The organism is Rubinisphaera italica (assembly GCF_007859715.1).
Classification (GTDB): Bacteria; Planctomycetota; Planctomycetia; order Planctomycetales; family Planctomycetaceae; genus Rubinisphaera; species Rubinisphaera italica.
In genome coordinates this window covers 5,600,682-5,621,675 of sequence record NZ_SJPG01000001.1, presented here as the reverse complement: position 1 = coordinate 5,621,675, position 20,994 = coordinate 5,600,682, and the positions used below count along the sequence as shown (strand labels likewise).

The 20,994-nt window shown below is 49.2% G+C and carries 20 protein-coding genes; 11 read left to right on the top strand and 9 right to left on the bottom strand.

Translation table 11 applies throughout. The features are described 5' to 3' along the window. On the top strand, nucleotides 1-358 hold a 358-nt coding region (locus tag Pan54_RS21455), incomplete at its 5' end, for a helix-turn-helix domain-containing protein (protein ID WP_207310198.1). A gap of 2 nt (nucleotides 359-360) precedes the next feature. Beyond that, nucleotides 361-1,479: a tyrosine-type recombinase/integrase gene (locus tag Pan54_RS21450; protein ID WP_146505500.1), complete on the top strand. Its 1,119-nt coding sequence runs from the start codon at nucleotides 361-363 to the stop codon at nucleotides 1,477-1,479. Nucleotides 1,480-2,012: 533 nt separating this feature from the next. Here the strand turns inward: Pan54_RS21450 and Pan54_RS21445 are convergent. Continuing rightward, a complete protein-coding gene (locus Pan54_RS21445; protein WP_146505498.1) occupies nucleotides 2,013-3,146 on the bottom strand; it encodes a prenyltransferase/squalene oxidase repeat-containing protein in 1,134 nt (377 codons plus the stop codon). A 403-nt stretch (nucleotides 3,147-3,549) separates the two neighbouring features. Beyond that, nucleotides 3,550-4,563, bottom strand: a complete 1,014-nt coding sequence (locus tag Pan54_RS21440) for a DUF1559 domain-containing protein (RefSeq protein ID WP_146505497.1) — start codon at nucleotides 4,561-4,563, stop codon at nucleotides 3,550-3,552. Between the two features lie 238 nt (nucleotides 4,564-4,801). Between Pan54_RS21440 and Pan54_RS21435 the strand changes: the two genes are divergently transcribed. Beyond that, nucleotides 4,802-6,151, top strand: coding sequence for a sensor histidine kinase (locus tag Pan54_RS21435; RefSeq protein ID WP_146505495.1), 1,350 nt, complete (start codon nucleotides 4,802-4,804; stop codon nucleotides 6,149-6,151). A gap of 31 nt (nucleotides 6,152-6,182) precedes the next feature. Here the strand turns inward: Pan54_RS21435 and Pan54_RS21430 are convergent, their stop codons facing one another. After that, entirely contained in the window at nucleotides 6,183-7,022 is an 840-nt protein-coding gene (locus Pan54_RS21430) for a hypothetical protein (RefSeq protein WP_146505493.1), read from the bottom strand. Nucleotides 7,023-7,176: 154 nt separating this feature from the next. Further along, nucleotides 7,177-7,362, bottom strand: coding sequence for a hypothetical protein (locus tag Pan54_RS21425; RefSeq protein WP_146505491.1), 186 nt, complete (start codon nucleotides 7,360-7,362; stop codon nucleotides 7,177-7,179). On the opposite strand from Pan54_RS21425, the gene Pan54_RS21420 reads away from it, so the two are divergent. Next, a complete protein-coding gene (locus Pan54_RS21420) occupies nucleotides 7,361-8,086 on the top strand; it encodes a flagellar motor protein MotB (RefSeq protein WP_146505489.1) in 726 nt (241 codons plus the stop codon). The genes Pan54_RS21425 and Pan54_RS21420 overlap by 2 nt on opposite strands. Nucleotides 8,087-8,337: 251 nt before the next feature. Here the strand turns inward: Pan54_RS21420 and Pan54_RS21415 are convergent, their stop codons facing one another. Continuing rightward, nucleotides 8,338-10,191: a C45 family autoproteolytic acyltransferase/hydolase gene (locus Pan54_RS21415; protein WP_146505487.1), complete on the bottom strand. Its 1,854-nt coding sequence runs from the start codon at nucleotides 10,189-10,191 to the stop codon at nucleotides 8,338-8,340. Between the two features lie 599 nt (nucleotides 10,192-10,790). On the opposite strand from Pan54_RS21415, the gene Pan54_RS21410 reads away from it, so the two are divergent. The 3 genes from Pan54_RS21410 to Pan54_RS21400 all read left to right on the top strand — a co-directional run bounded on the left by Pan54_RS21410 (nucleotide 10,791) and on the right by Pan54_RS21400 (nucleotide 14,200). After that, nucleotides 10,791-11,576: a TIGR00266 family protein gene (locus Pan54_RS21410; RefSeq protein ID WP_146505485.1), complete on the top strand. Its 786-nt coding sequence runs from the start codon at nucleotides 10,791-10,793 to the stop codon at nucleotides 11,574-11,576. A gap of 179 nt (nucleotides 11,577-11,755) precedes the next feature. Beyond that, entirely contained in the window at nucleotides 11,756-12,886 is a 1,131-nt protein-coding gene (locus Pan54_RS21405) for an ISAs1 family transposase (protein WP_146501987.1), read from the top strand. A 246-nt stretch (nucleotides 12,887-13,132) separates the two neighbouring features. Continuing rightward, the gene (locus tag Pan54_RS21400; RefSeq protein ID WP_146505483.1) at nucleotides 13,133-14,200 is read left to right on the top strand and encodes a GNAT family N-acetyltransferase; all 1,068 of its coding nucleotides are present in this window, start codon (nucleotides 13,133-13,135) and stop codon (nucleotides 14,198-14,200) included. 279 nt (nucleotides 14,201-14,479) lie between these two features. On the opposite strand, the gene Pan54_RS21395 is transcribed toward Pan54_RS21400, so the two are convergent. From Pan54_RS21395 to Pan54_RS21385, 3 genes are all read right to left on the bottom strand, one after another. Next, nucleotides 14,480-14,695 carry a hypothetical protein gene (locus tag Pan54_RS21395; protein ID WP_146505482.1) on the bottom strand — a complete coding sequence of 72 codons (216 nt, stop codon included), beginning with the start codon at nucleotides 14,693-14,695 and terminating at the stop codon, nucleotides 14,480-14,482. 101 nt (nucleotides 14,696-14,796) lie between these two features. Further along, complete coding sequence (locus Pan54_RS21390) at nucleotides 14,797-15,564, bottom strand: hypothetical protein (protein ID WP_146505480.1); 768 nt, start codon at nucleotides 15,562-15,564, stop codon at nucleotides 14,797-14,799. Between the two features lie 198 nt (nucleotides 15,565-15,762). Beyond that, entirely contained in the window at nucleotides 15,763-16,020 is a 258-nt protein-coding gene (locus Pan54_RS21385) for a hypothetical protein (RefSeq protein WP_146505478.1), read from the bottom strand. Between Pan54_RS21385 and Pan54_RS21380 the strand changes: the two genes are divergently transcribed. Then, a complete protein-coding gene (locus tag Pan54_RS21380) occupies nucleotides 16,019-16,705 on the top strand; it encodes a hypothetical protein (RefSeq protein ID WP_146505476.1) in 687 nt (228 codons plus the stop codon). The two genes, Pan54_RS21385 and Pan54_RS21380, sit on opposite strands and share 2 nt — an antisense overlap. 125 nt (nucleotides 16,706-16,830) lie before the next feature. Beyond that, a complete protein-coding gene (locus Pan54_RS21375) occupies nucleotides 16,831-17,322 on the top strand; it encodes a hypothetical protein (protein ID WP_146505473.1) in 492 nt (163 codons plus the stop codon). A gap of 9 nt (nucleotides 17,323-17,331) precedes the next feature. On the opposite strand, the gene Pan54_RS21370 is transcribed toward Pan54_RS21375, so the two are convergent. After that, the gene (locus Pan54_RS21370) at nucleotides 17,332-17,868 is read right to left on the bottom strand and encodes an EVE domain-containing protein (RefSeq protein WP_146505471.1); all 537 of its coding nucleotides are present in this window, start codon (nucleotides 17,866-17,868) and stop codon (nucleotides 17,332-17,334) included. Nucleotides 17,869-18,206: 338 nt separating this feature from the next. Between Pan54_RS21370 and Pan54_RS21365 the strand changes: the two genes are divergently transcribed. Both Pan54_RS21365 and Pan54_RS21360 read left to right on the top strand, forming a co-directional pair. Beyond that, the gene (locus Pan54_RS21365; protein WP_146505469.1) at nucleotides 18,207-18,971 is read left to right on the top strand and encodes a hypothetical protein; all 765 of its coding nucleotides are present in this window, start codon (nucleotides 18,207-18,209) and stop codon (nucleotides 18,969-18,971) included. A 237-nt stretch (nucleotides 18,972-19,208) separates the two neighbouring features. Further along, nucleotides 19,209-20,873, top strand: a complete 1,665-nt coding sequence (locus Pan54_RS21360) for an NCS2 family permease (protein ID WP_146505467.1) — start codon at nucleotides 19,209-19,211, stop codon at nucleotides 20,871-20,873. Nucleotides 20,874-20,994 lie beyond the last annotated feature (121 nt).

Here is a 20,994-nt window from a genome sequence, read left to right as displayed (position 1 = left end):
TTTTTTTTGGACTCTTCGAGATAGTGGGATGAGTCAGACATTCGGGTGCCGAGTGTCATCATTGCTCAACTATCGTCAGGAGGACGAAACGATGTCTCGCAACGGATCCAGGAATATTGCTTCAAAAACCGAAATCGAACGGGCGGTTCAAGCCTTTCGGAAATCTGATCCAACTGTCTCAAAGTTCGGTATGACAGTCGATCAATTTGCTCGTGAATTAAACGTTGCAAGGAAAACTCTCTACGAGTGGATTCAGAAAGGACGCTTTGATGGAACCTTCCGAAAACGCGGAAAACATATCTACTTCTGGCCTGAGAAAACCTTGGACCGATTCTACAACGGTCCTGACTGGAGATAATCATGATAAAAAATTATTTGATCGCAGATCGGGTGAAAATTATTCCCCGAGGTAAAAAGAAAATTTATACCGCTGAATTTTCCCATGAGGGAAAACATTGCCGGAAAAGTCTCAAAACAAGCAATCAGAAAGAAGCGATACGAAGAGCTACACAACTGGCTGCTAATCTTACCAGTGGTGAATTTCGAAAGGAGGTTGCACGAACCAGTCTTTGCGATGCTCAGGAACTCTACCTGAGCCAACTGGCATTTGAGGAAAGAGCAGAATCCACACAGGAGCGGTATCGTGGCGAACTCAACACCTTCATTCAGTTTTGTGCAGCCAGAGGGATTCGTAATTTAGCACAGATCAAACCGTTGCATTTTGATGAGTATCGAAAACATCGTGCTTCAACTCATGCTCCTGCTACGGTCTATCACGAATCAATGGTCATCAAGCAATTTTTGAATTGGTGCGTCAGTCGACATTTACTCAAAGAATCTCCGCTTAATCGAATTAAGATTCCGAGCGTGAAATCGAGTTGTCGGAGATTAGTCCCCACATTGGAGCAGGTCTACCAGATATTAGAAAGCTTATCTGCTTTACAACGTATTATGCTGGCGATCCTGGCCTTCACGGGGATTCGCAGCGGAGAATTAAAACGTCTCCGCAAAGAAGATGTGGATCTGAAAAATAACTGGATACATATTATTTCCAGAGAAGGAGCCGAGACGAAAACCAGGCAGTCTCGCAAGATTCCCATTCATCCGGTTCTGCGAAGTTATTTGCTGCATTACAAATCGCCTTCAGGACCTTGGTACCTGGCGGCCAGAGCAAGCCCGCGATATCCCGATGGAGATCACCATATTAATCCCAAAAGCCTCAAGGAACGTGTTCAAGCAACGGCACGTCAATGCGGAATCCCAGTCGGACAAAAGTCTGATGGTTTAGTATTGCACAGTTTTCGACACTTTTTTGAAACTCACTGTGTCAATTCTGGAATCCCACAGAAGGCGATTGACAGCTGGATGGGACATAGGTCAGATCGCTCCATGGGAGCGGTTTACTACCAGCTCTCAGACAATCAATCACAAAAATTCATGCTGGAGATTAGTTTTGATTCTCCTCATGGAGCTCAGTAATTCCATGAAAAAGACAAAATCAGAAGTGATACTCACAAGTCATTCAGAAGCCGGATAACAGACGCTACTGCATTTAATGATCAACAAACACTTCGATGGTATTGGAGTCCAACTCGAAGATTAAATTGTGAGTATCAGGTCATCAGAGATTATTCTGATGACCTGATACCATTTTCAACATTCAAAACGAAACGACTCTAATGAGTCATCATTCAACCATTTGGAGATAACGACAATGAACAGTTTTTTCACGATTCTGAGCACGATTATGCTGGTGGGAATCCTCGGAAACCCTGTACAATCCCTTTCCGCAGCAGAAAATCACAACAGGGACAAAAACGGGACAAGCGGGGTACACGAAATTGCACAAAGCTCTCAAACGCTACAATACAAGGGGTGTGAGAGCCTAGTTTTTATTACCGCCCTGAAAGAATCTTTCGGGGCTAACCTGAGTTGCTCTCTGCTTCCTTGTTGATTTGACTCACTCGCTTGCGCTTCGTGCTTGTAAATTAAGGGGATACATCAAATATCACTTAATTTCCCAAGGCGGGAATGGGGTCGCAGTAAGCTAACGCCAACAATGCGTAAGCGGTGACGAGTGCGGGATCTCCTTCGTACCAGCGGTCGGCTTCGTTGGTCCAGCTGCCGTCGGGTTTTTGACCTGAGGACAACTTGTTGAACAGGTCTTTCCGCCAGTCGTGCATTTCGCCATCTGTGGTTTCGAGTTTTTCGACGCCGAGTAATCCGAGTGTTTTGGCAAAGACCTGATAGTAATAGAACAACCCCTGCTCGCCCATGCCCGGATTTTCATCAACGGTATAATGATCTTTCACCCACTTCGTTGCAGCGACAACACGCGGATCATCTTTGGACATGCCGGCATAGATGAAACTTTTAAGGCCGGCGTAAGTCATGCTGGCATAGGATCGTAAGCCGCCGGCGTCGGTTGTGCCTGCCTGTGAAGAGCCGCCCGCAGCCGGAGTGTAGTAGAAGCCACCATCGTCAATACGGCTGGCAAAAGGCGTGTTGTTGTATTTGGAATCGAGATTCTGTGTTCGTGAAACGAAGGTGATCGCTTTCTGGAAGGCGGGGTCATCGACTGAGAGTCCCGATTTCTGGAGAGCTTCGAGCATGAATTGAGTGTTGGACAGGTCGGGGCGGGAGTGAGAACCATAACCGGCTCCGCCGTAAGCGGGGTCGTCTTCATTGAGACCTTCATCTTCATCCCACTGCAGGCCTTTGAGGAACTTCTGAGCTTTGGCAATTAATTCGTCGTACTTGCCATCACGATTACCTTCAACCAGGCACATGAGAATGATCGATGTTTCATAGTTGCGATGTTTGGTGTCGGGATGGTAGATGCCGCCGTTATCCTGCTTGAATTGTGTCAGATAGTTAAGGGCTTTGCTGACTGTGGGGTTCTCCGGGGACAAACCATTTTCCAGCAGTGATGTCGTGACCAGTGCGGAGATGCCGAGGATTTTCGGGTTGCTCCAGCTGCCATCTGCGTTCTGCGATTTGATCAGGAAATCGATTCCCGCCTGTCGGGTCGACTTGAGTTGATCGGCATCCGGTCCAACGCGGTACTTGTCGGCGGCAGAGAGTGAGTTGATGTTGAAGGAACTGACCAGTGCCAGTGACATCAGACAAAGAAACATGCTTTTCATTTTATTATTCTTTCCAGTCGGAATGATTTGGGAGCAATCCGATTATTTTACGGTACTGTGAGAAGGAATTCGAGAGGTCAATGCAGCGGGGTAGAGAGATTTACTTTAGTTTGCAGATTACTGTAGCGGGTTTTTATGGTCTGAGCCCTATATTTCCAGTCAATCACCCGCTACACATTCATGGAAACGGCTCTAGTGGTTTTGTGGGTTTGTGATGAACTCATCTGGGGGCTTCGCTGTGCTTCAACCCCAGCCACCCGTCAATTTTCAATTGGAACGTGGTCTAGATAGATTTAGTCTGATTTTGCGTTCTTCATCAAACTGAAGACTATTTGTGGACTTCGTCCACTCAGTTAGCGGAGCTATCTGAGCTACCCTTTTTCATGGAAGCCACCCTTCAGATTTAGAACTCTCCGAGTACTTCCCCTCCAGATCGGGTGCCTACCCCGCGCCAGATTGAGAGGTCGATATTCTCGCTGACACTTCTCACAGATCCATCCAGCAGCACAGCGTTGACTGTTCCCTGATGATAACTTCGTGCGGTGATGACGGCATAAGTTGGTGAACCAGCCGAGCCGTTTTTGCCTTCCTGCCAGGAATTGAAATCGACTTCTTCATACAGAGTTCCACCATTGGAATAGGTAACATTTGAATTCGGAGTGAGCGTTGTGGTGACACCCGTATGATGGACGCGGCCATCGGGCCATTCGGTGTGACCGGTGTTGGTTTTGAAATCAGCGCCGGAAGTAACAATTGTTTCTGCCTGAGGAACGGTATCCGGCCGGACTGTTGTGGAGGGACCACCGTTGCGAGTGTACGGCGTCCAGCCTTTCACTTCGGAAGCGAGCAGGGTATTGGAACTGCCATCGACGGCATCGCGAAATGAGAGTTTGCTGTTGGGATAGAAGAGTCCATCTCCACTCTGGTTATTAGTCGGATTGAATACAAACCAGGTGCCGTAGTTGAAACCGTAGGAGGTGGGATATAGGGTCACTTTTCCACTGCCGGGGTCGCGAGCCTGATCACTTTTAGGATCACTAGGGCAGGCGTAGATCGGAATTTTAAGCCCATCAATCGGTGTCTGAAAATCCCATGCGGTCGAGAGGTCGACTTGATCGTACAAGCTACCTTGCTCCAGATAGGGCAGAATGCGACCGTGAACTCCCCAGGATCCGTTATTGCCGGTTGCGGTAATGGATAGATCGACGGAAGCACCGGGTGGAAGGACAGTGTTCACATCGACATAATTATGCAGTGCCAGACCGAGCTGTTTCATATGATTCTTACACTGAGTCCGTCGAGCCGCTTCTCGAGCCTGCTGGACAGCAGGAAGCAAGAGTGCTACCAGTATGGCAATGATTGCGATGACGACGAGCAGCTCGATTAAGGTAAAGCCTTTTTGGGTCCGTAGAATCATAAATACCTTCGTTTTCTGATCTTAGAGTACATATTTTAAGCACTCATTCCAATAATTTAAGTCTAAGAATGACGTTTAGCAAAATCTGTACCTTTTATGTAATCGTTAGAATTCAATCAGAAGTCGGTGGTTTTCTCTGATCGAGTTCGATGGCGTGGCGAATTGATCGCCGGGAGTGGCGAAAAAATCACCTCAGCGGTGATGCTGATCAGAAATCACGAGGAAACAGGATCAATTTATGCGTTGGCCAATTCGAAACCAGATTCTACTCCCCTTTTTGATCATCCAGATCGGAACGGTGTTCGTTGTTGCGATTTCTTCTGCCTGGTTTGCAGTCCGACAGGTCGATCAGGAGATTACTGCCCGGATGGAAAACGTGCTCAGCACGTTAGAAACGGCGACTTATCCACTCACTCCTGCCATCCTCGGGCAGTTGAAACAGTTTTCCGAGGCTGACTTTGTGGTTTTCAATCAGAATGGGGATGTCACGGGTACGACTCTCGTGAAAGCCGATTCTTCAAGTCCTCTCTTAAATTCTCAAAACCTCAGCTCCTTCAATCGGAATTCTCTGGAAAAACGAACCCTCTTTGAGTTTGAAGGTCGCCGGTATTTTGCAGGTCTTGTCTCTAAGCGGAGTAGTTCACGGACGGAATCTGTTCTGGTTCTGTATCCTGAGAGTGAATGGGCGGTGGAACGCTGGCAGGCAATTTTTCCTCCTGTCCTCGTCGGTGGGCTGCTGTTAATTCTGACTATCTTCGCGTCCCTCTGGATTTCTCAGCGAATTGCCCGCAGGATCCAATCCGCCCAACATCAAGTCTCACGACTGGCTGGAGGGAATTACTCAGCCACTCCCAAACCGGTTATTAATGATGAGCTTCAGGATCTTGCCGAGGATTTGAATCAATTGTCTGTTGTGCTCGATCAATCGATGAAATCCATTCGCAGTAGTGAACGATCATCGATGCTGGCTCAACTGAGCGGGGGGCTGGCGCATCAATTGCGAAATTCTCTGACGGGTGCCCGGGTATCGATCCAACTTCATCAGCGACGCTGTGCCACGGGAAACGATGAAGCAATTGCGGTTGCGATCCGACAATTGACTCTCACCGAAGAGCAGATCAAAGCGTTGCTCCGGCTGACGAAAGGGGAGTCTGATAAGCCGGAAGCTGACCTGCTCGATCAGATTCTCGATGATGTGATTTCGCTCGTGCAGCCGATGTGCGAGCATCATAAAACCCGGTTCACGAGTGAGCGTTTGAAAATCGATCAAATCATTTCGGATGCCAATGCTTTGCGTGGAGCATTGCTGAATCTAATTCTGAATGCGATTGAAGCAGCCGGTCCCGGCGGGGAAGTGAGCGTCTCCACGGCAGTGGACTCGAATTCTGCACTGATCGAAATCTCAGACAACGGAGCAGGAATTCCCGAAGATCTCATTGAGGAGATCTTTCATCCCTTCATCACGACCAAGAATGAAGGGGTGGGATTGGGATTGGCGCTGGCTCGTCAGGCCGCTCAGGACTGCGGCGGCTCGCTGATCTTACTGCAGAATGGAAAAACCCGGTTTCAATTGAAAATTCCGTTATGATTTCAATGTCATTCGATTTCTGAAAATGATCTCAGGCGGCTGGCGGAACCAAGGGTGGTCCGTGAGCCGAGTCACCTTCTGTTTCACCAGACGATGAAATGACTGGCTTTTTCTGAGGGGATTTCAGTTGCGATTTCACTCCGCTTTCGATGGGCAACATTGGAGGAGCATCGCCTTTAGACTGGATGGGAGCGAGAAATTCCATTTCCTGTTCAGGTTCATCCACAAGCATTTTTGCGGGCATTGAGGCAACTGTTGCTTCTTCAGGAAATTTCCCTGTGACGGGGAGAGGAACATCAATATTTAGTTTTCTGGGCTCATTCATCATGCTCGCATCTTCATAATAGGCAGCCGTTTGCGGCATCCCCTGATATCCGACACGCGCCTGATAACCTGGCACGGCACAGCTTACTGGTACGCAGGTTGCCGGTGCACAGCAATCGGGTGGAGCCACGCAGGAAGGGACTTCGACGCAGCCGCCATTCCCCAGGCAATGATCTTCCACACAGTAGTCTTCGACACAACGATTTCGGCGATGCGATGGTCGGCACAAATCTGGTCGGAATGTTTCCCGTGTCATGATATTTGGCCGTTTCGGATAATACCGGCCCGGTGGCGATGCACATGTGTTGCAGCAGGAATTACACGAATTGTAATAGCCCGGCATCATCGGATGAAAAATCGAAGGGACAGCCATCTCCACACAATAGGGGTTTTGCGGAACCATTCCACACGGAGTGCAGGAATCGTAACATGGCGTGCAGGGATCATAGCAAGACATACTGCAACAACCTGTCAGGCTACTGACCAGGATTATGGACGCGAACAACGAAGTGTTTTGCAGAATTCGTGGGGGATCGGTCGATCTCATGATAGTCTCGTGAGTTCTGATGAAGTGCTGATCTGGCAAAGGGGATTTGCCTGATTTTAATGAACACTTCTGAGGTGGGGGGATTGGGGGAAGGGGATGCAAGGAATGCATCATCATCTTTATCGAACCTCAAACCACGTCGGCTTGAGAAAATTTAACGATTTTTTCGAATTTTCTGATTTCGTAATTTCTGCCAGTCATCTCGACAATGCGAATTCCTTCTTTGTTCTTTACTGGAAACGACCAGGCTTTGCAGTCGATAGAGAGTGTAGAGCCGCTGATTGCGTCCTTCGTATTGCCCATTAAATACCAGTCTTCCACGGCATAGAGAGTTCATCATGGATGATGACGGTCCACCAGGAGTCCCCGAATGGGTTGTGACCTACGGGGACATGATGTCGCTTCTACTGACATTCTTCATCATGCTGGTCTCCCTGAGTGAGGTGGCAGCCGATAAGAAATATCGCGCCATTATGGAGTCTGCCCGTCAATATATGGGATATTCTTCTGGGCCGCTGGCCCCGCCGGGGAAAAACTTTCCAATGAACTCGCTCGTCGAATCGCTCGAAGAGCAAAAGCTTGGTTCTCAAGCCGATACCGAAAAGGGTTCCGGAGGAGTCAAAAACAAAGGCCCCCAAGGTCGGGATATCCATGTCAAACGCCTTGAAGAAGGCGAGGGGCAACTGGCTGGTGTGCCGATCCAGTTTGAATCTGGCAGTTCAGAAATTTCAGCTGCGATGGCATTTGAAATTCGAAAAATCGCTCGTGAAGTCGCTGGCAAGCCTCAAAAACTGGAAATTCGGGCGTTCAATTCACCCATCGTTAACGGGATCCCTCAAACCTCTGAGCAGATGCTCGAACTCGGCTATCAGAGAGGCGAAGCGGTTCGTCAAATACTGTTAGACAATAAGATCCGACGGGACCACATGCGACTTGCCGTCTATTTTGCAGTCCCACAAGATCAGCAGGAACGCAAAATCTCCCGTAACCAGGATCGCGTCGAGATCACCATCTTCAACGAATTTGCCTCCGAATACATTGGCCGTGAAGATGATTACCGCTAAATATTTCTCCTTTCAGGATCGTGGGTTCACTCAGAGCAACATATCACTGTGCGTAATTATTAGACACAAGTACGTCAGGCAGTACCCGATCTTCATCGTAGAACTCAATTCTGGTAATAGACCATTTTCAAATGGTTTCTGCAGTCGCCTGGACTCAAAATGACCGTAAAACACTGAGTTTGCTCCTGCCGAACGCTGCTGGTGATTATAGAGAACACTTTGAGATTCTCTGGGCTACCCGAAAATTGAATTTACTCTTGCGACTTCAACTCGTCTATCTCCTTCAACAACGCATTCAAATCCAGCTTCACATACGGCCGTTCCGCGGCTGGGTGTTTGTGGTCGGCGTTGGCGACGTAGAGGAGGCCTTGTTTGGGGATGAAGAGGGTGTTGTGGAGGTTGGATTGCATGGCGACGGGTCTGCTCATGAGCCAGAGGGCGGTTTCGGTGTCGATCTGGCCGTGCTTTTCCTGAATGCGGCTGCGTAAAGTTTGCAGGCGTTGACCGGCAGAGAGGGCGAGGACATCGGGGATGCCTTCGCCGAGCAGTTCGTGGTACTCGCCCGGTTCGACAAATTGAATTTTCTCGGGAGTCGCCGCGACCCCGACCGCTGCATTCGTTTTGCCATCAGCGAACACATAATAATATTCGCAGGTTCGCGGACTGCTGGCCCATAAGGTTTTGACTTCTTCAAGCGTCTGACAGTTTTCGAGAGCGATCCGCATCAAAGTCGCCATCGGCACGCCATCCCACTGACCTTCGCCGCGTCCGCCCATTTCACCGAGCGAGATACCAGCCTGATTCATGCCCGTTACACAACCGGTGAATCCGCCGTAGCCGACGTTGGCGAAGGGGATTTTTCCTTCCGGAGCGACAATGAAAGTGACCGACGAATATTGCAGGCCGATGGTCGTCATGTAATCGAGTACGCGACCGTGATAGAGCGTGCCATCTTTGGTCGCACTATCGAAGACAGCGAAGCCGGAGCAGTGGAAGAGTTCTGGAAAAACATTGAGCACATTCACCAGATTCGGATCCCAGCCCATTTCCTCGGCCATTGCGGTCAACTCGCGTTTGTGGTCTTCGGGGATGTGCGGCGAGAGTCGGGCATAAGCGTCTTCAAGATCGTGTTGAAACCAGCGACCGGTGCGGATGGTCTGAACCGTGCCGAAGGTGTAGAGGACGGAATCCATACAGCGGGTCGCTTGTCGGGAAAGCAGTTGGGCATGAGCCTGCCCGATTTCTTCCGGTGTGCCCCACAGGAGGGCGACTCTCTGGCCATCAACCCACTGCAGTTGACCATGTTCCACACTACGGTCTTTTGGTGTGGGATCGGTCAATCGCCTGGAGGGGGAGAGAATCGCAATCGCCCGCTTCACACCTCGACACAATTGTCGTTCGAGAACATTCCTATCGAGTGTTTCCACCGCGAAATTACCTGAAGCCGGAGGGATGGCCAGACTTTTCGGTGCGGCTGTGATGCTAAGATCACAAGTCCAGTCGTCGGACTTGCATGAGGCTTGCCAGGGTTCTGCGGCGGTCTTTCCTTCCTGGATTTGAACGCGGGTTTTATTGTCAATGGTCCAGAGTTGCTGTTGTTCATCGAGCTGGAATTCGACAAATTGATTCAGGAGGAAGCCCAATGAAGAAGGAGGCGTTTGCAGCATCGGTAAATAGGTGGCGATGGAAGAATCTGCATCGATCAGTCGTGTGAGAATTCCTTGAGCGGCAAGATGATCTTTCGTTTCGAGTGCCCCAGTGGATTCAAAACGTTTCTGATGATGAGGCAGTTCGAAAATTGTTTTGCCGGATCGGCGGAAAATTTGAAAAGAGTAGTCGGAATGATGAGCCGTGAGGTCGAACGCTTCGTTATCGTAGCGGATCAGTTCCAATTTAATTTTTTGTGGTTTGCCGTCAATCTTAACCAGGATATCGGCTGTCAGCTGAAAAGAATCTCTCTGACCGGAGAGGCATTCCTGCAAGGGAGTAGCTTGCAGGCAGAATTGAACGGCCGGGCTGTCAGCGGCGTAGAGAGCGATCCCAGACAATGCAAAAAGGGTCAGGAACAGAATACTGAAGACTCTCGCAAATCGGGATTTGTGCATGGTTAATTACTTTTTTCGTGAAATACAATGGATTAAAATTCAGCGATTTTAGCGGGCAATATCAATCATTACCGAATGAACGGGTTTCAAGTTTCAGAATCTTTTCGAATTTCGAGAGGCGGTTACTACCGATAAAGCAGTAAAAGATAATAGGTCTCCTGTGCATCGAGATACTGTTGCCAGGAAGGCCAAATGTCGCCAAGTTCATAAACGGGTGTATAAAAAGTATAATGCAAATCGTAAAAAAATATTCTTCAATTCCGATGCGGTTCATCAGGCAATTGAGAGGAACAGCGGACCCAAAATAGAATGTCACAAAAAGCAGCAGGAGTGTGAATCCAAGAACATAATGACGAACGGAGTGCAAAAAACTCTCGACAAGCCTGAAGATGCAAATTGCATGATTTTCATTTGAAGAAAAGATTTTGAACATATCAGGAGGAATCCAATCCTGAAGAGATATTTCTGGTAAACCGTATGATACCAGAACATACTATCAAGCATCGAGCCTATCCTATAAAATTTGAGCAATCACGATCCACAATTTTATATGAACACTCCCGACATATTTACGAAACATCATCGCGGAAAGGCCTGTCATGCAATCGCATGAAATTGACTATGAAATCTTTGGCGACGACATGCAGATCGTCGAAATCGAACTCGATCCCAATGAGACCGTCATCGCTGAAGCAGGCATGATGAATTACATGGAAGAAGGGATTGAATTCGAAGCCAAGATGGGCGACGGTTCGCAGGCTTCACAAGGTTTTTTCGGCAAGATGATGAGTGCCGGGGCCAGAGCGCTGACAGGTGAGTCGATTTTTATCACACACTTTACGAATCATGGACAGGGGAAACGCCGGGTTGCCTTCGCGGCTCCCTACCCTGGGAAAATTGTCGCACTCGATCTGCAGAAAATTGGTGGTTCGGTCGTCTGTCAGAAAGATGCGTTCCTGTGTGCGGCTAAGGGGACGAAACTTTCCATCGCGTTTCAGAAAAAATTGGGAGCCGGTTTTTTTGGAGGAGAAGGATTCATCCTTGAAAAACTGACTGGCGATGGCAAAGCATTCGTTCATGCTGGGGGAACAGTCATCAAAAAGAAACTGCAGGGAGAAACGCTCCGGGTCGATACGGGCTGCCTGGTCGCATTCACGGAGGGGATTGAATATGACATTGCCCGAGCCGGGAATTTGAAGTCGATGTTTTTTGGTGGTGAAGGCCTCTTTTTGGCGACTCTCCGCGGACACGGTACGGTACTATTGCAAAGCCTGCCGTTTTCTCGGCTGGCAGATCGTGTCATTCAACATGCCCCTTCCATGGGCGGCAGTGATCGTGGAGAAGGATCGGTGCTCGGTGGCATGGGAAATATGTTTGGGGATTGAAGAGCAAGCTGATAATTCTCGATTGGGATCGAATCTTCTCTCTGGAAATTGCGTGAGAGGTCGCCAGGGCAATCGCATGAGAATGGCACTGGAAATGCATCTTACCAGTTTCAGTGTTTGAGGCCACGAGGGTCTCGTTATGCGCAGGGACTTTTGCAACTTCGACCGAGGTATTTGCAATGTTTTCCAATCCGTTGTCATTTTTACTTTTCTTTGAAGACCTGGCTGATCCACGAGAGGACTACAAAGTTACCCATTCGCTCAGCGATATGATTTTCCTGGCTCTCTGCGGGGCGGTTGCCAATTGCGATCATTGGACGGAGATTGAAATCTATGCACGCAATCATCTCAAATTCCTCAAGAAATATGTTTCGCTCAAAAACGGAGTTCCCTCACATGATACGTTCAGTCGAGTCTTTTCACGACTCGATCCGGTCGCATTCTCGGAATGCTTGATCAAGTGGGTGGATTCCCTGCAAAGTGATCTCGCCAGCCAGGGCGTGCATCTGGATGGTAAAGTTCTCAGGCGGAGTTTCGACAAAGCTGCTGGCAAGGGAGCTTTAAATGTTGTGACGGCCTGGGCGGGTGATTTGCATTTGTGCCTGGGACAGTTACCGGTCGAGGAAGGCACGAACGAGAAGACTGCGATGCCGAAGTTGATTGAACTACTGGAGCTATCGGGAGCCGTTGTGACTGTCGATGCGGCTCATACAAACAAGTCGGTAGCCCGGCAGTTGCGTGGCAAAAACGCGGACTACGTGATGACCGTCAAGGGGAATCAACCGAAGTTGTATGAGATCATCAATCAGAAGTTTGAGGAGCTTTCTGAGAACGACTTTCAGCATCCCAAAGTTCGGCGTCATACGACACGGGAATCAAACGGAGGTCGGGACGAATATCGACGCTATACTGTCTTTCCTGCCCCTGCCGAAGTGAAACAACTCGGGTGGGTCGATGTGAAATCAATTGGGATGGTGTACCGCGAACGAACGGTCAACGGGAAGACGTCGCAGGAGTTGATCTACTTCATCTCCAGCCTGCCGCCCAAAGTGCGAACCCTGGCTAAGCACGTTCGGGACCACTGGAAGATTGAGAACCAGATGCATTGGTCATTGGACGTCACTTTTGCAGAAGATACAAGCCGAATCCGTAAAGGCGAGGGTGCTGCGAACGCAGCGATCTTCCGCCGATTAGCACTGACAATTTTGAAGAGATACACCGACGAAAAAATGAGCATCCGCTCGAAACGACTCACCGCGAGCTGGAATTCAGAGAATTTATTGCGATATTTAACAGGAAATCAGGCATAATCTCATGCGATTGCCCTGGAGAGGTCGCTAAGGTAAATGTTGCGAAAACTATACGTAATAGACTATGGGTCTGTTACAATTAAATAATAGAGTGGCACTGACTTTGCCAGTGCCAGGTAACTTCAGCGTTAGTCTCAACTTGCACTGGCTAAGCCAGTAGCACACAACCCGAAGTTTTAAACGGAACAATCCACTACTGGCAGATGAAAGTAAATCGAGACTGGTTTTGTCTCACTCGGAGTTCCTGTGTCGATTGAAATACGAACATACGATGGATCGGCGGAAGAGCTGAGCGAGTTTATCGTCGGGAACTGGCTCAAGTCCTATTCCGAAAAAATGGCCGTTCCAGACTGGAGTCCGGCTTATTTCAACTGGCAGATGACAGGCCCGGAAATTCCTGATCGCGAGTATCTGATTTCCGCCTGGAAAGAGGGCAAACTTGTCGGAACTTTGCTGGCAATGCCTTTCCCAATGTGGTATCTGGGCAAAGAAGTTATTGGTGCACAGGGTAGTTGGCTGACGGTTGACCCCGAAGTTCGTCGGGCAGGAGCTGCCAAAATGATGGCACTCGAAGTCGCGAAGCGCCAACGCGAACGGAATTGTCTGGCACGCGTTGGCTATGCTTTTGGAACGGGGAAAACTTCGCTTGGACCGCGATTCTGGAAGACCGCCAAAGAGAATACGAGCTTCGTAAAGCCGGTTCGATTGTGGGTTCGATTGCTCGATTCGCAAACCTTTATCGACTGGACGAACAATACGTTCGAACGGACGATGATGAAGGTTCTCCCGAATGCCGTGTGTAATGTCGATCCTGTTTCTTCTGATGTAGCAATTCGCGATTACGTTCCTGAAGATCTGCAGAGTTGTCAGGAATTGATTAACCGTCAAGCAAAAACGGCAGACCTTGCCATCTTGTGGCCTGCCGATCGGTTACAGCGACAACTTCAGCACAGCGATTTCGTAAATACGATGCTCGTGACTCGCGATGAAAAAATCGTGGGCTTCTTGAACTATCACAAAATCGGCATTCATCTGCGGGGGCTCATCCCGGCTGCCATTGTCGATATTCTGGCGTGTCAGGAGATGACAAAAAAAGAAACGAACAGTTTGCTCAATGCGTTTTGTCAGCGGATGAAAGACGAAGGCGTCAAAATGATGCTGCTGCGGGAATTTGTGAATCAACCCAAACGTCTCCTGCTCAAATCCCGCTTCATTCCTCAACCTGTCGACTCGACACTGCTGCTTTCACGTTCAGACCCTCAGGCGGATATCACACCGTCGAAAGTGAAGTCGATTCAGGTTTTGTGGCGGTGAATAACTACAATATGAAACCCATTTTCACATGGAAATCGGTTTACCAGAGATGATACACTGACTAACTACAAGGTAGCATGGCATGTCAATCTTACTCATTACACTCTACTTGTAATTGTAATTTACAATATCTCAGATACGAATAAAGAACCACGGATGGACACGGATCAACACAGATAAAAATATCCGTGGAAATCTGTGTCCATCCGTGGTTCTTTTATTAATAATTCCGAATTTTAGTCAGATCATTCGTTGAAGTATGGTGAGTTCGTAGAGATGTCAACCATCTGGGGGCTCCGCTTCGCTCCGACCCCAGCCACCCAGTCGCTTTTGTAACGGATGGATGGCACGACCCTGAGCATCGCGAAGGGCGTGGTCGGGTGCGATCACCACGCCCATCACTTCGTTCTGGGTCGTGCCACCCAATCTGGATTCTTCCAAATCCCCGATGATTTGGTTCCTTTTCCAGACTGTCGAAATAGATTCGGTTTTCATTTGAAACGCGGTCAAATTCATAAAAAAACGACGCACATAAAATCTGTGCGTCGTTTTGAATTCAGGTGCAATGTTTGGCAGCGATTACTGCCTGACAATGACTACCAGGGCAGGTTGGTGTCGCGATTGTAACCAGCGAAGCCAGGGTGATACCAGGGGCGTCGGTAACTGTAGTAGGGGAAACGGAAGTGTCCGTATTCTCCACTGCGGTAATATCCTGGGCCGAAGTGATAGCTCATCGGATCTCCACCTGCTCCACCACCCCCGCCTGCTCCTGCACCGTTGTTGGATCCGTAGTTAGATCCATAATTCGAGCCATAGGCAGAACCAGCATAGTTATTGTTGTATTGGCTGTAGCCGTTGTAGCCATTATTACCGGCGTAACCGTTCATGCCGTTATAGCTGCCATTCATATTACCGCCACCGTAATAGCCCTGCATGGCATTGCCGTACATACCGGAATTGTTGCCGTAACCGGAGGGTCCATTCTCTGCCAGTGGTCCACGTGGTGGAGCATTGGGTACAGAATTGAAGAAGGGCGAACCGGCTCGCTGATCGTATCCGCCCGGTTGCCAGTAGCCTCTGTAATGTTGTAACTGATCGGCTCCTACATACAGAGGGCGCTCGAACATGTGTGGTTGTGGGAAGTAGTAAGGCTCTGCATCCTCATCTTCATCAATGTCAGATCCTGGTAAATCATCGAATTCTCCTTCCTGCAGATTTGTCGGAGAATCCGCATCTGGATCCACTTGAGGTGGCAATTGCAGCTCATTGTCATTATTGGCATCGGAATTAAAACCTTGAGCCTCTGCCAAACCTGCGGTCGCAATGACGACAAGTGTCAGCAGGGTAAGCATGCGGAAGATCATGAAATTGCTTTCTGAGTTTTGAGTGAATTCGGGTGAGACAAGAGCCACTGGCTCTCCCTGAATCAGCAGTGCAGAGTATCAACGATAAGCAATCTGCCAGAAATTCAATTTTCGGCTAACAGCAAAATTGCACAGCAAATCCATCGGTGCAGAGTGTCCACACGGGTCTCCTTATGTAAATCTACACTCTAATTTGAGTCAGGTCGTGATTTTTGCAGAAAATACAGGTCGTAAAGGAAATCGATTCCAGAAGATATCAGCTATGTTGAGAAATCCGTTCAGAATCGTCTTGAGGATGCGTTGCAAAATTCCGATTTGGTAAATGGGGATGTTGTCTTTTTGCAACAGAGCGATTGCGCCTGGTGTGATCAGCCATTGGGAATGGAGAGAACACCCCTGACGATCCGTCATGTGGACGCGGATCGCCTCGTTTGCTTTTTGCAGGGACGATCTCATGTTGCTTCGAACATTACCGAAAGCTGTTTTGGCACTGGCCGTCATGGTCACCGGACTTCAGGCCCAAGACCTCGAAATTTACGATTCAGAAGGGTTCTCCGGCGGGTATGCCGAAGGCTCTTACGGACCACTCGGCTCCGAACAATTGTATCCATTCGATTTACAAAACCCCTGGGCACATGGCTACATCCAGTACATGCCCTTCTATGGGGCGTATAAGCATTTCCGACCTTACAACTACAAACATGTCGGTGCTCAGACACAAACTGCTGCCGGTTGGGGAATGTCGCCCGTTATGCCTTATTCGCAGCAATTCTGGCATCGTTACCATGCACGCGGCACAATGAGCAACGGCGCCTCCAATGCCCAGGAAGCCCTCATGCAATATCCGCAACCGAAAGCGTTTGAACGACGAGTGGAAAAGAACAAGGCTCCTCAGGATCCGAATCCGCTGAATGTCTACCCGAACTATCCACCGCATCAGTATCAGCCTGAAGTCGCACCTGTGCCACAGGGGGGGCCTTCAACGCAATATCAAAACAGGTATCAGCCACAGTACAATCAACAACCACATAGCGGTCCTGGGATGATGGCTCCGTACTCAGGTGTTTCTTACCAGAACGGTCCTGTTAACGAGTACCCACAACAACAACAACAACAACAACCGATTCTGATGGCTCCGTAATCATTTCAGGAACTGAGTCCACACAAGTAGAAAGCCGGATAAAAAAGTCCGGCTTTTTTTGTGCGCGCAGTCGGATTCAAGTCGTATGTCGCCCAGAAAATGATTCTGATTTGAGAAGAAAATTTATGGCCAGACAGGAACAGGACCGGGAAGATCTCTTCGCAGAGGCGACCGCCTATTCAATTCGCGGCGAATTGATTTCCTCCGAGCGAAATGAATCTGTGTTTGTCGGATTGAAAGACAGCGGCTTGTTTTCGTTTTACTTCGGAGCCGACCCCGTCTATCACTTCACAGAAGCAGGACAGATTCGCAGGGCTTTTGTCGATGGCGAACTCTATCGAACTCAAGGACAGACCCTCGCGCGACTGCAACGAAAGCGAACAGAGGATTCCAGCCACCTGCTAAGAAAAGATCTGACAGAAGTTGAGCTGCAGACATTTCTATCAAACATGCTTCATTTCTTATCGAAGCTGAAAGCGGATATTCAACGCTCAATCGTCATCGTAACGCGAGCAACAGTCCCTGAAGTTGAATTTCAGAAATCTGTTCTGGAATTGTGTGACAAGGTGTTGAGTCAAGCGGAGCAACTGGCTCCGAGAATTCGAGGGAAACGTTAACTCGCCGACTTATGTCGCTTTCACACCCGCCAACCGATGCACCGCGTCCCACTCTTCTTGAGTGACCGGTTGAACCGACAGTCGGGAACCGCGGGCGAGGACCATCATGTTGGCGGTGATGGGATCCTCTTTGAGCATCGTTCGCGTGACGGGCTGGGGGAATTTCTTCACCAGTTTAATATCGACCATGTACCAGGTCGGTTCGTCGGGATTGCTTTTGGGATCGTAATGCTTTTCGATCGGATCGAAGGCGGTGTGGTCGGCATAACCCGCTTTGACAACACGAGCCGTCCCTGCAATCGCGAGGGGATCGGTATTGCTGTGGTAAAAGAAAACCAGATCCCCCTTCTGAACATCATCCCGCAGCATATTTCGAGCCTGATAGTTACGGATGCCATCCCAGAACGTCGTTTTATTTGGCTCGGCTGCCAGATGATCGATTGAATAACAACTCTCTTCTGATTTGAACAACCAGTAGCGTTTCTCTGATGATTTGGCTGATTGCGTTTTCACAGACTTGGAAGAGGTGGTTTTTTTTACAGGCATGGTCGTTGCTGTTCCTGACACCGAAATTTCAGAAGATGTTGATAATAAAGTCGTTATAGCAGGCTATCGCAGGGAATAAAATTGCGTCAGGACCCGTTTTTCTGAAATAAACACTCGCCGAAAGACCTGCGGATTGGTAGGATAAATCCGTGAAGATATGAAGTCCCACCGATTTGAAAATGAGCCATGGCAGACGCTGGCTCTCATTTTCCCACCATTGTCAGTCCATCTAGTAAACTCTCCGTGAGTCGCCGGATGGACATTCGACTGATATTGTTGCATGATATCAGTTCGCATCTCGGTTGAATTCAATAGCTCTGTGTAAGTGATGAGGAGAAATGATGAGAAGTTTAATTGCGTTTACTATGTTAATCACAGGTTGTCTGGTCAGTCAGACCTGTCTAGCTCAAGGTTGGGGAACCGTGACCGGGAAAGTGGTTGTTGATGGCACCGCTCCCACTTTGAAACCTAAGGTCGTCAAGGGCGATCAGAACGTCAAAGATCCCAGTGTCTGTTCCGTCAATGGGATTCCCGATAAATCGATCACGGTGAACGAAAAAGGCGAACTGGCCAACTGTTTTGTTTACCTCTACATGCGACGCGGTACTCCGGATATTCATCCTGATTTGAAAGTCCCCAAAGACGCCAGTGTTTTGTTTGATCAAAAGGGCTGTGAGTTTTTCCCACATTCATTGGTCGTCCGAACCGATCAAGCTGTGAAGTGCATATCTAATGATGCCTGTGGACACAATGTGCACACCTTCCCACTCAAGAACGAGCCCTATAATTTGCTGATCGGTGCGAACGATAAAACGGGTGCCATGCTGGAAAATCCCCAAGCGGAACCTCTGCCGATGCAGGTAACGTGCGACATTCATCCCTGGATGCGATCTTACTGGCTGGTGGTCGATCACCCTTACGCTGTTGTGACCGATGCCGAAGGCAATTTCAAGATTGAAAACGTACCGGAAGGCGAACACACATTTCGCATTTGGCAGGAACGAGTTGGCTATGTTGAACGTGGTCTGGATGTCGAAATCAAAGACGGTCAGGTGACAAACGTTGGCACGATCAAAGTGGAAGCTAAGGATCTTGAAGAATAGTCGTCCCTTACAGCGTCATGACTGAAGTTAACTTAAAGGCCACACGCTCAACTGGAGTGGGTGGCCTTTTTTACGATTCCCCTCACGTCACAATCACCTTGTTGGTTCAAGACTCTCCACATTGAAACCCGATCACGCTTTTTCTAAGCTCTCAGAGGCAAAGCGACTCCTTCTCTCACTCTCCCGGCGTTCAGGCGGCTATCTTGTATTCCGCTTGGTTCCCGCAAGGTTCATGGCATGTCTGTACAATATCCGCTATTCGTCAAACGGGACATAGACGGTTTTTTTGGATTATTTATCGATAACGTCGTCCAGCTCCTGCTCATTCTCGGACTATGTAGCGGGTTATGTGGCATGACGGGCGAAAATGCGTCACTGCTCTTTCGCTATATCTTCCCGGGAGCGGCTGTCAGCATTCTATTAGGTAATCTGTTTTATGCCTGGCAGGCTCATCGACTGGCCGCAAAAGAAAACCGTAGTGATGTCACCGCCTTACCCTACGGCATCAATACCCCTTCGCTGCTGGTGTTCGTCTTTTTCGTAATGATGCCCGTCTACCTCGAAACTAAAAGTGCAGTCGACGCCTGGAAAATGGGGCTGATCGCCTGCCTCGGCAGTGGAGTTATTGAACTGCTGGGAGCCTTGTTCGCCGGCGCCATCCGCAAACATACACCGCGAGCAGCCTTGTTATCGACTTTGGCCGGGATCGCCATTGGCTTCATCGCCATGACGTTCACATTGCAAATCTTCCATAAGCCACTCATCGCAATGGCTCCGCTTGGCTTGATTCTGATCGCCTTGTTTGCCCCCACTCGATTTCCCCTGGGATTACCTGGCGGATTGGTCGCCGTTCTCGTTGGAACTGTCACCGCCTGGGCTTTGACACTCTTCACGAGTTGGGTCCCAAGTGCTCCGACATGGATCACCGGAAATACGATGTCAACGGCTGCGATTTCCGAGCAGTTCGACCGCATCGGACTGTACCTGCCCGTTTTTGTTGGTGGTCAGATCTTTGAAGTCCTCAAAGACTGGTCCAACTGGTTCGGATTTCTCTCGGTGATTATTCCGATGGGTCTGTTCAATATCATCGGCAGCATGCAGAACATCGAATCGGCAGAAGCAGGTGGTGACTCGTTTGCGACGGGACCATCGATGGCCGTCAATGGAATCGGAACCATCATCGCGGCTCTGTTCGGCAGTTGTTTTCCGACGACGATTTACATTGGACACCCCGGCTGGAAAGAACTGGGCTCACGAGCGGGTTATTCGTCGCTGAATGGAGTCGTCGTCACACTCCTCTGTTTCAGCGGACTGATTGGACTTGCCTCGGCAATCGTTCCGATCGAAGCGGGTGTCGCGATCGTGCTCTGGATTGGAATCATCATCACGGCTCAGTCGTTCCAGGCAACTCCCGATAATCACGCTCCCGCAGTTGCTATTGGACTGTTCCCCGCGATTGCCGCTTGGGGAGCAACTGTCATGGCTGGAGCTTTTCTGGCTGCCAAAGGCACAACCATGCAGGAGTTACTGACTGCAAATTCAGGTACAGAAGTTAACGGTTTCCTGATTGAAGGCCTGCTCTCACTAGAACGAGGTTACATTTTTACCTGTATGATACTCTCAGCCCTGGCCGCGAATTTGATTGATCGCAAATTTCTCTCAGCAGCAGTCTGGTCCTTTATCGCAGCTATTTTAACTTTTGTGGGACTGATGCATGCCTTCCAACTGCAGGGCAATATCGTCGACTACTGGTTGATTGGTCAGGAGACGGAAAAAACCGCTCTCAATTTCTCCGCGACAGGCATCGCGATCGGTTATCTGGCAATCAGTGGCATCTGTCTCGGATTCCATCTCTGGGCAAAGCCATCCAAAATTGATGACGTTTCTGCGGAGATTGAGTAAATTGTTACAAGCACGAAGCGCAAGCGAGTGAGTCGGAAGGGTGGCTGGGGTCGTAGCGCAGCGGAGCCCCCAGAAGGTCGAATTTTCTGGGACTCACTTTGTTCGACCTCAGCCACCCTCG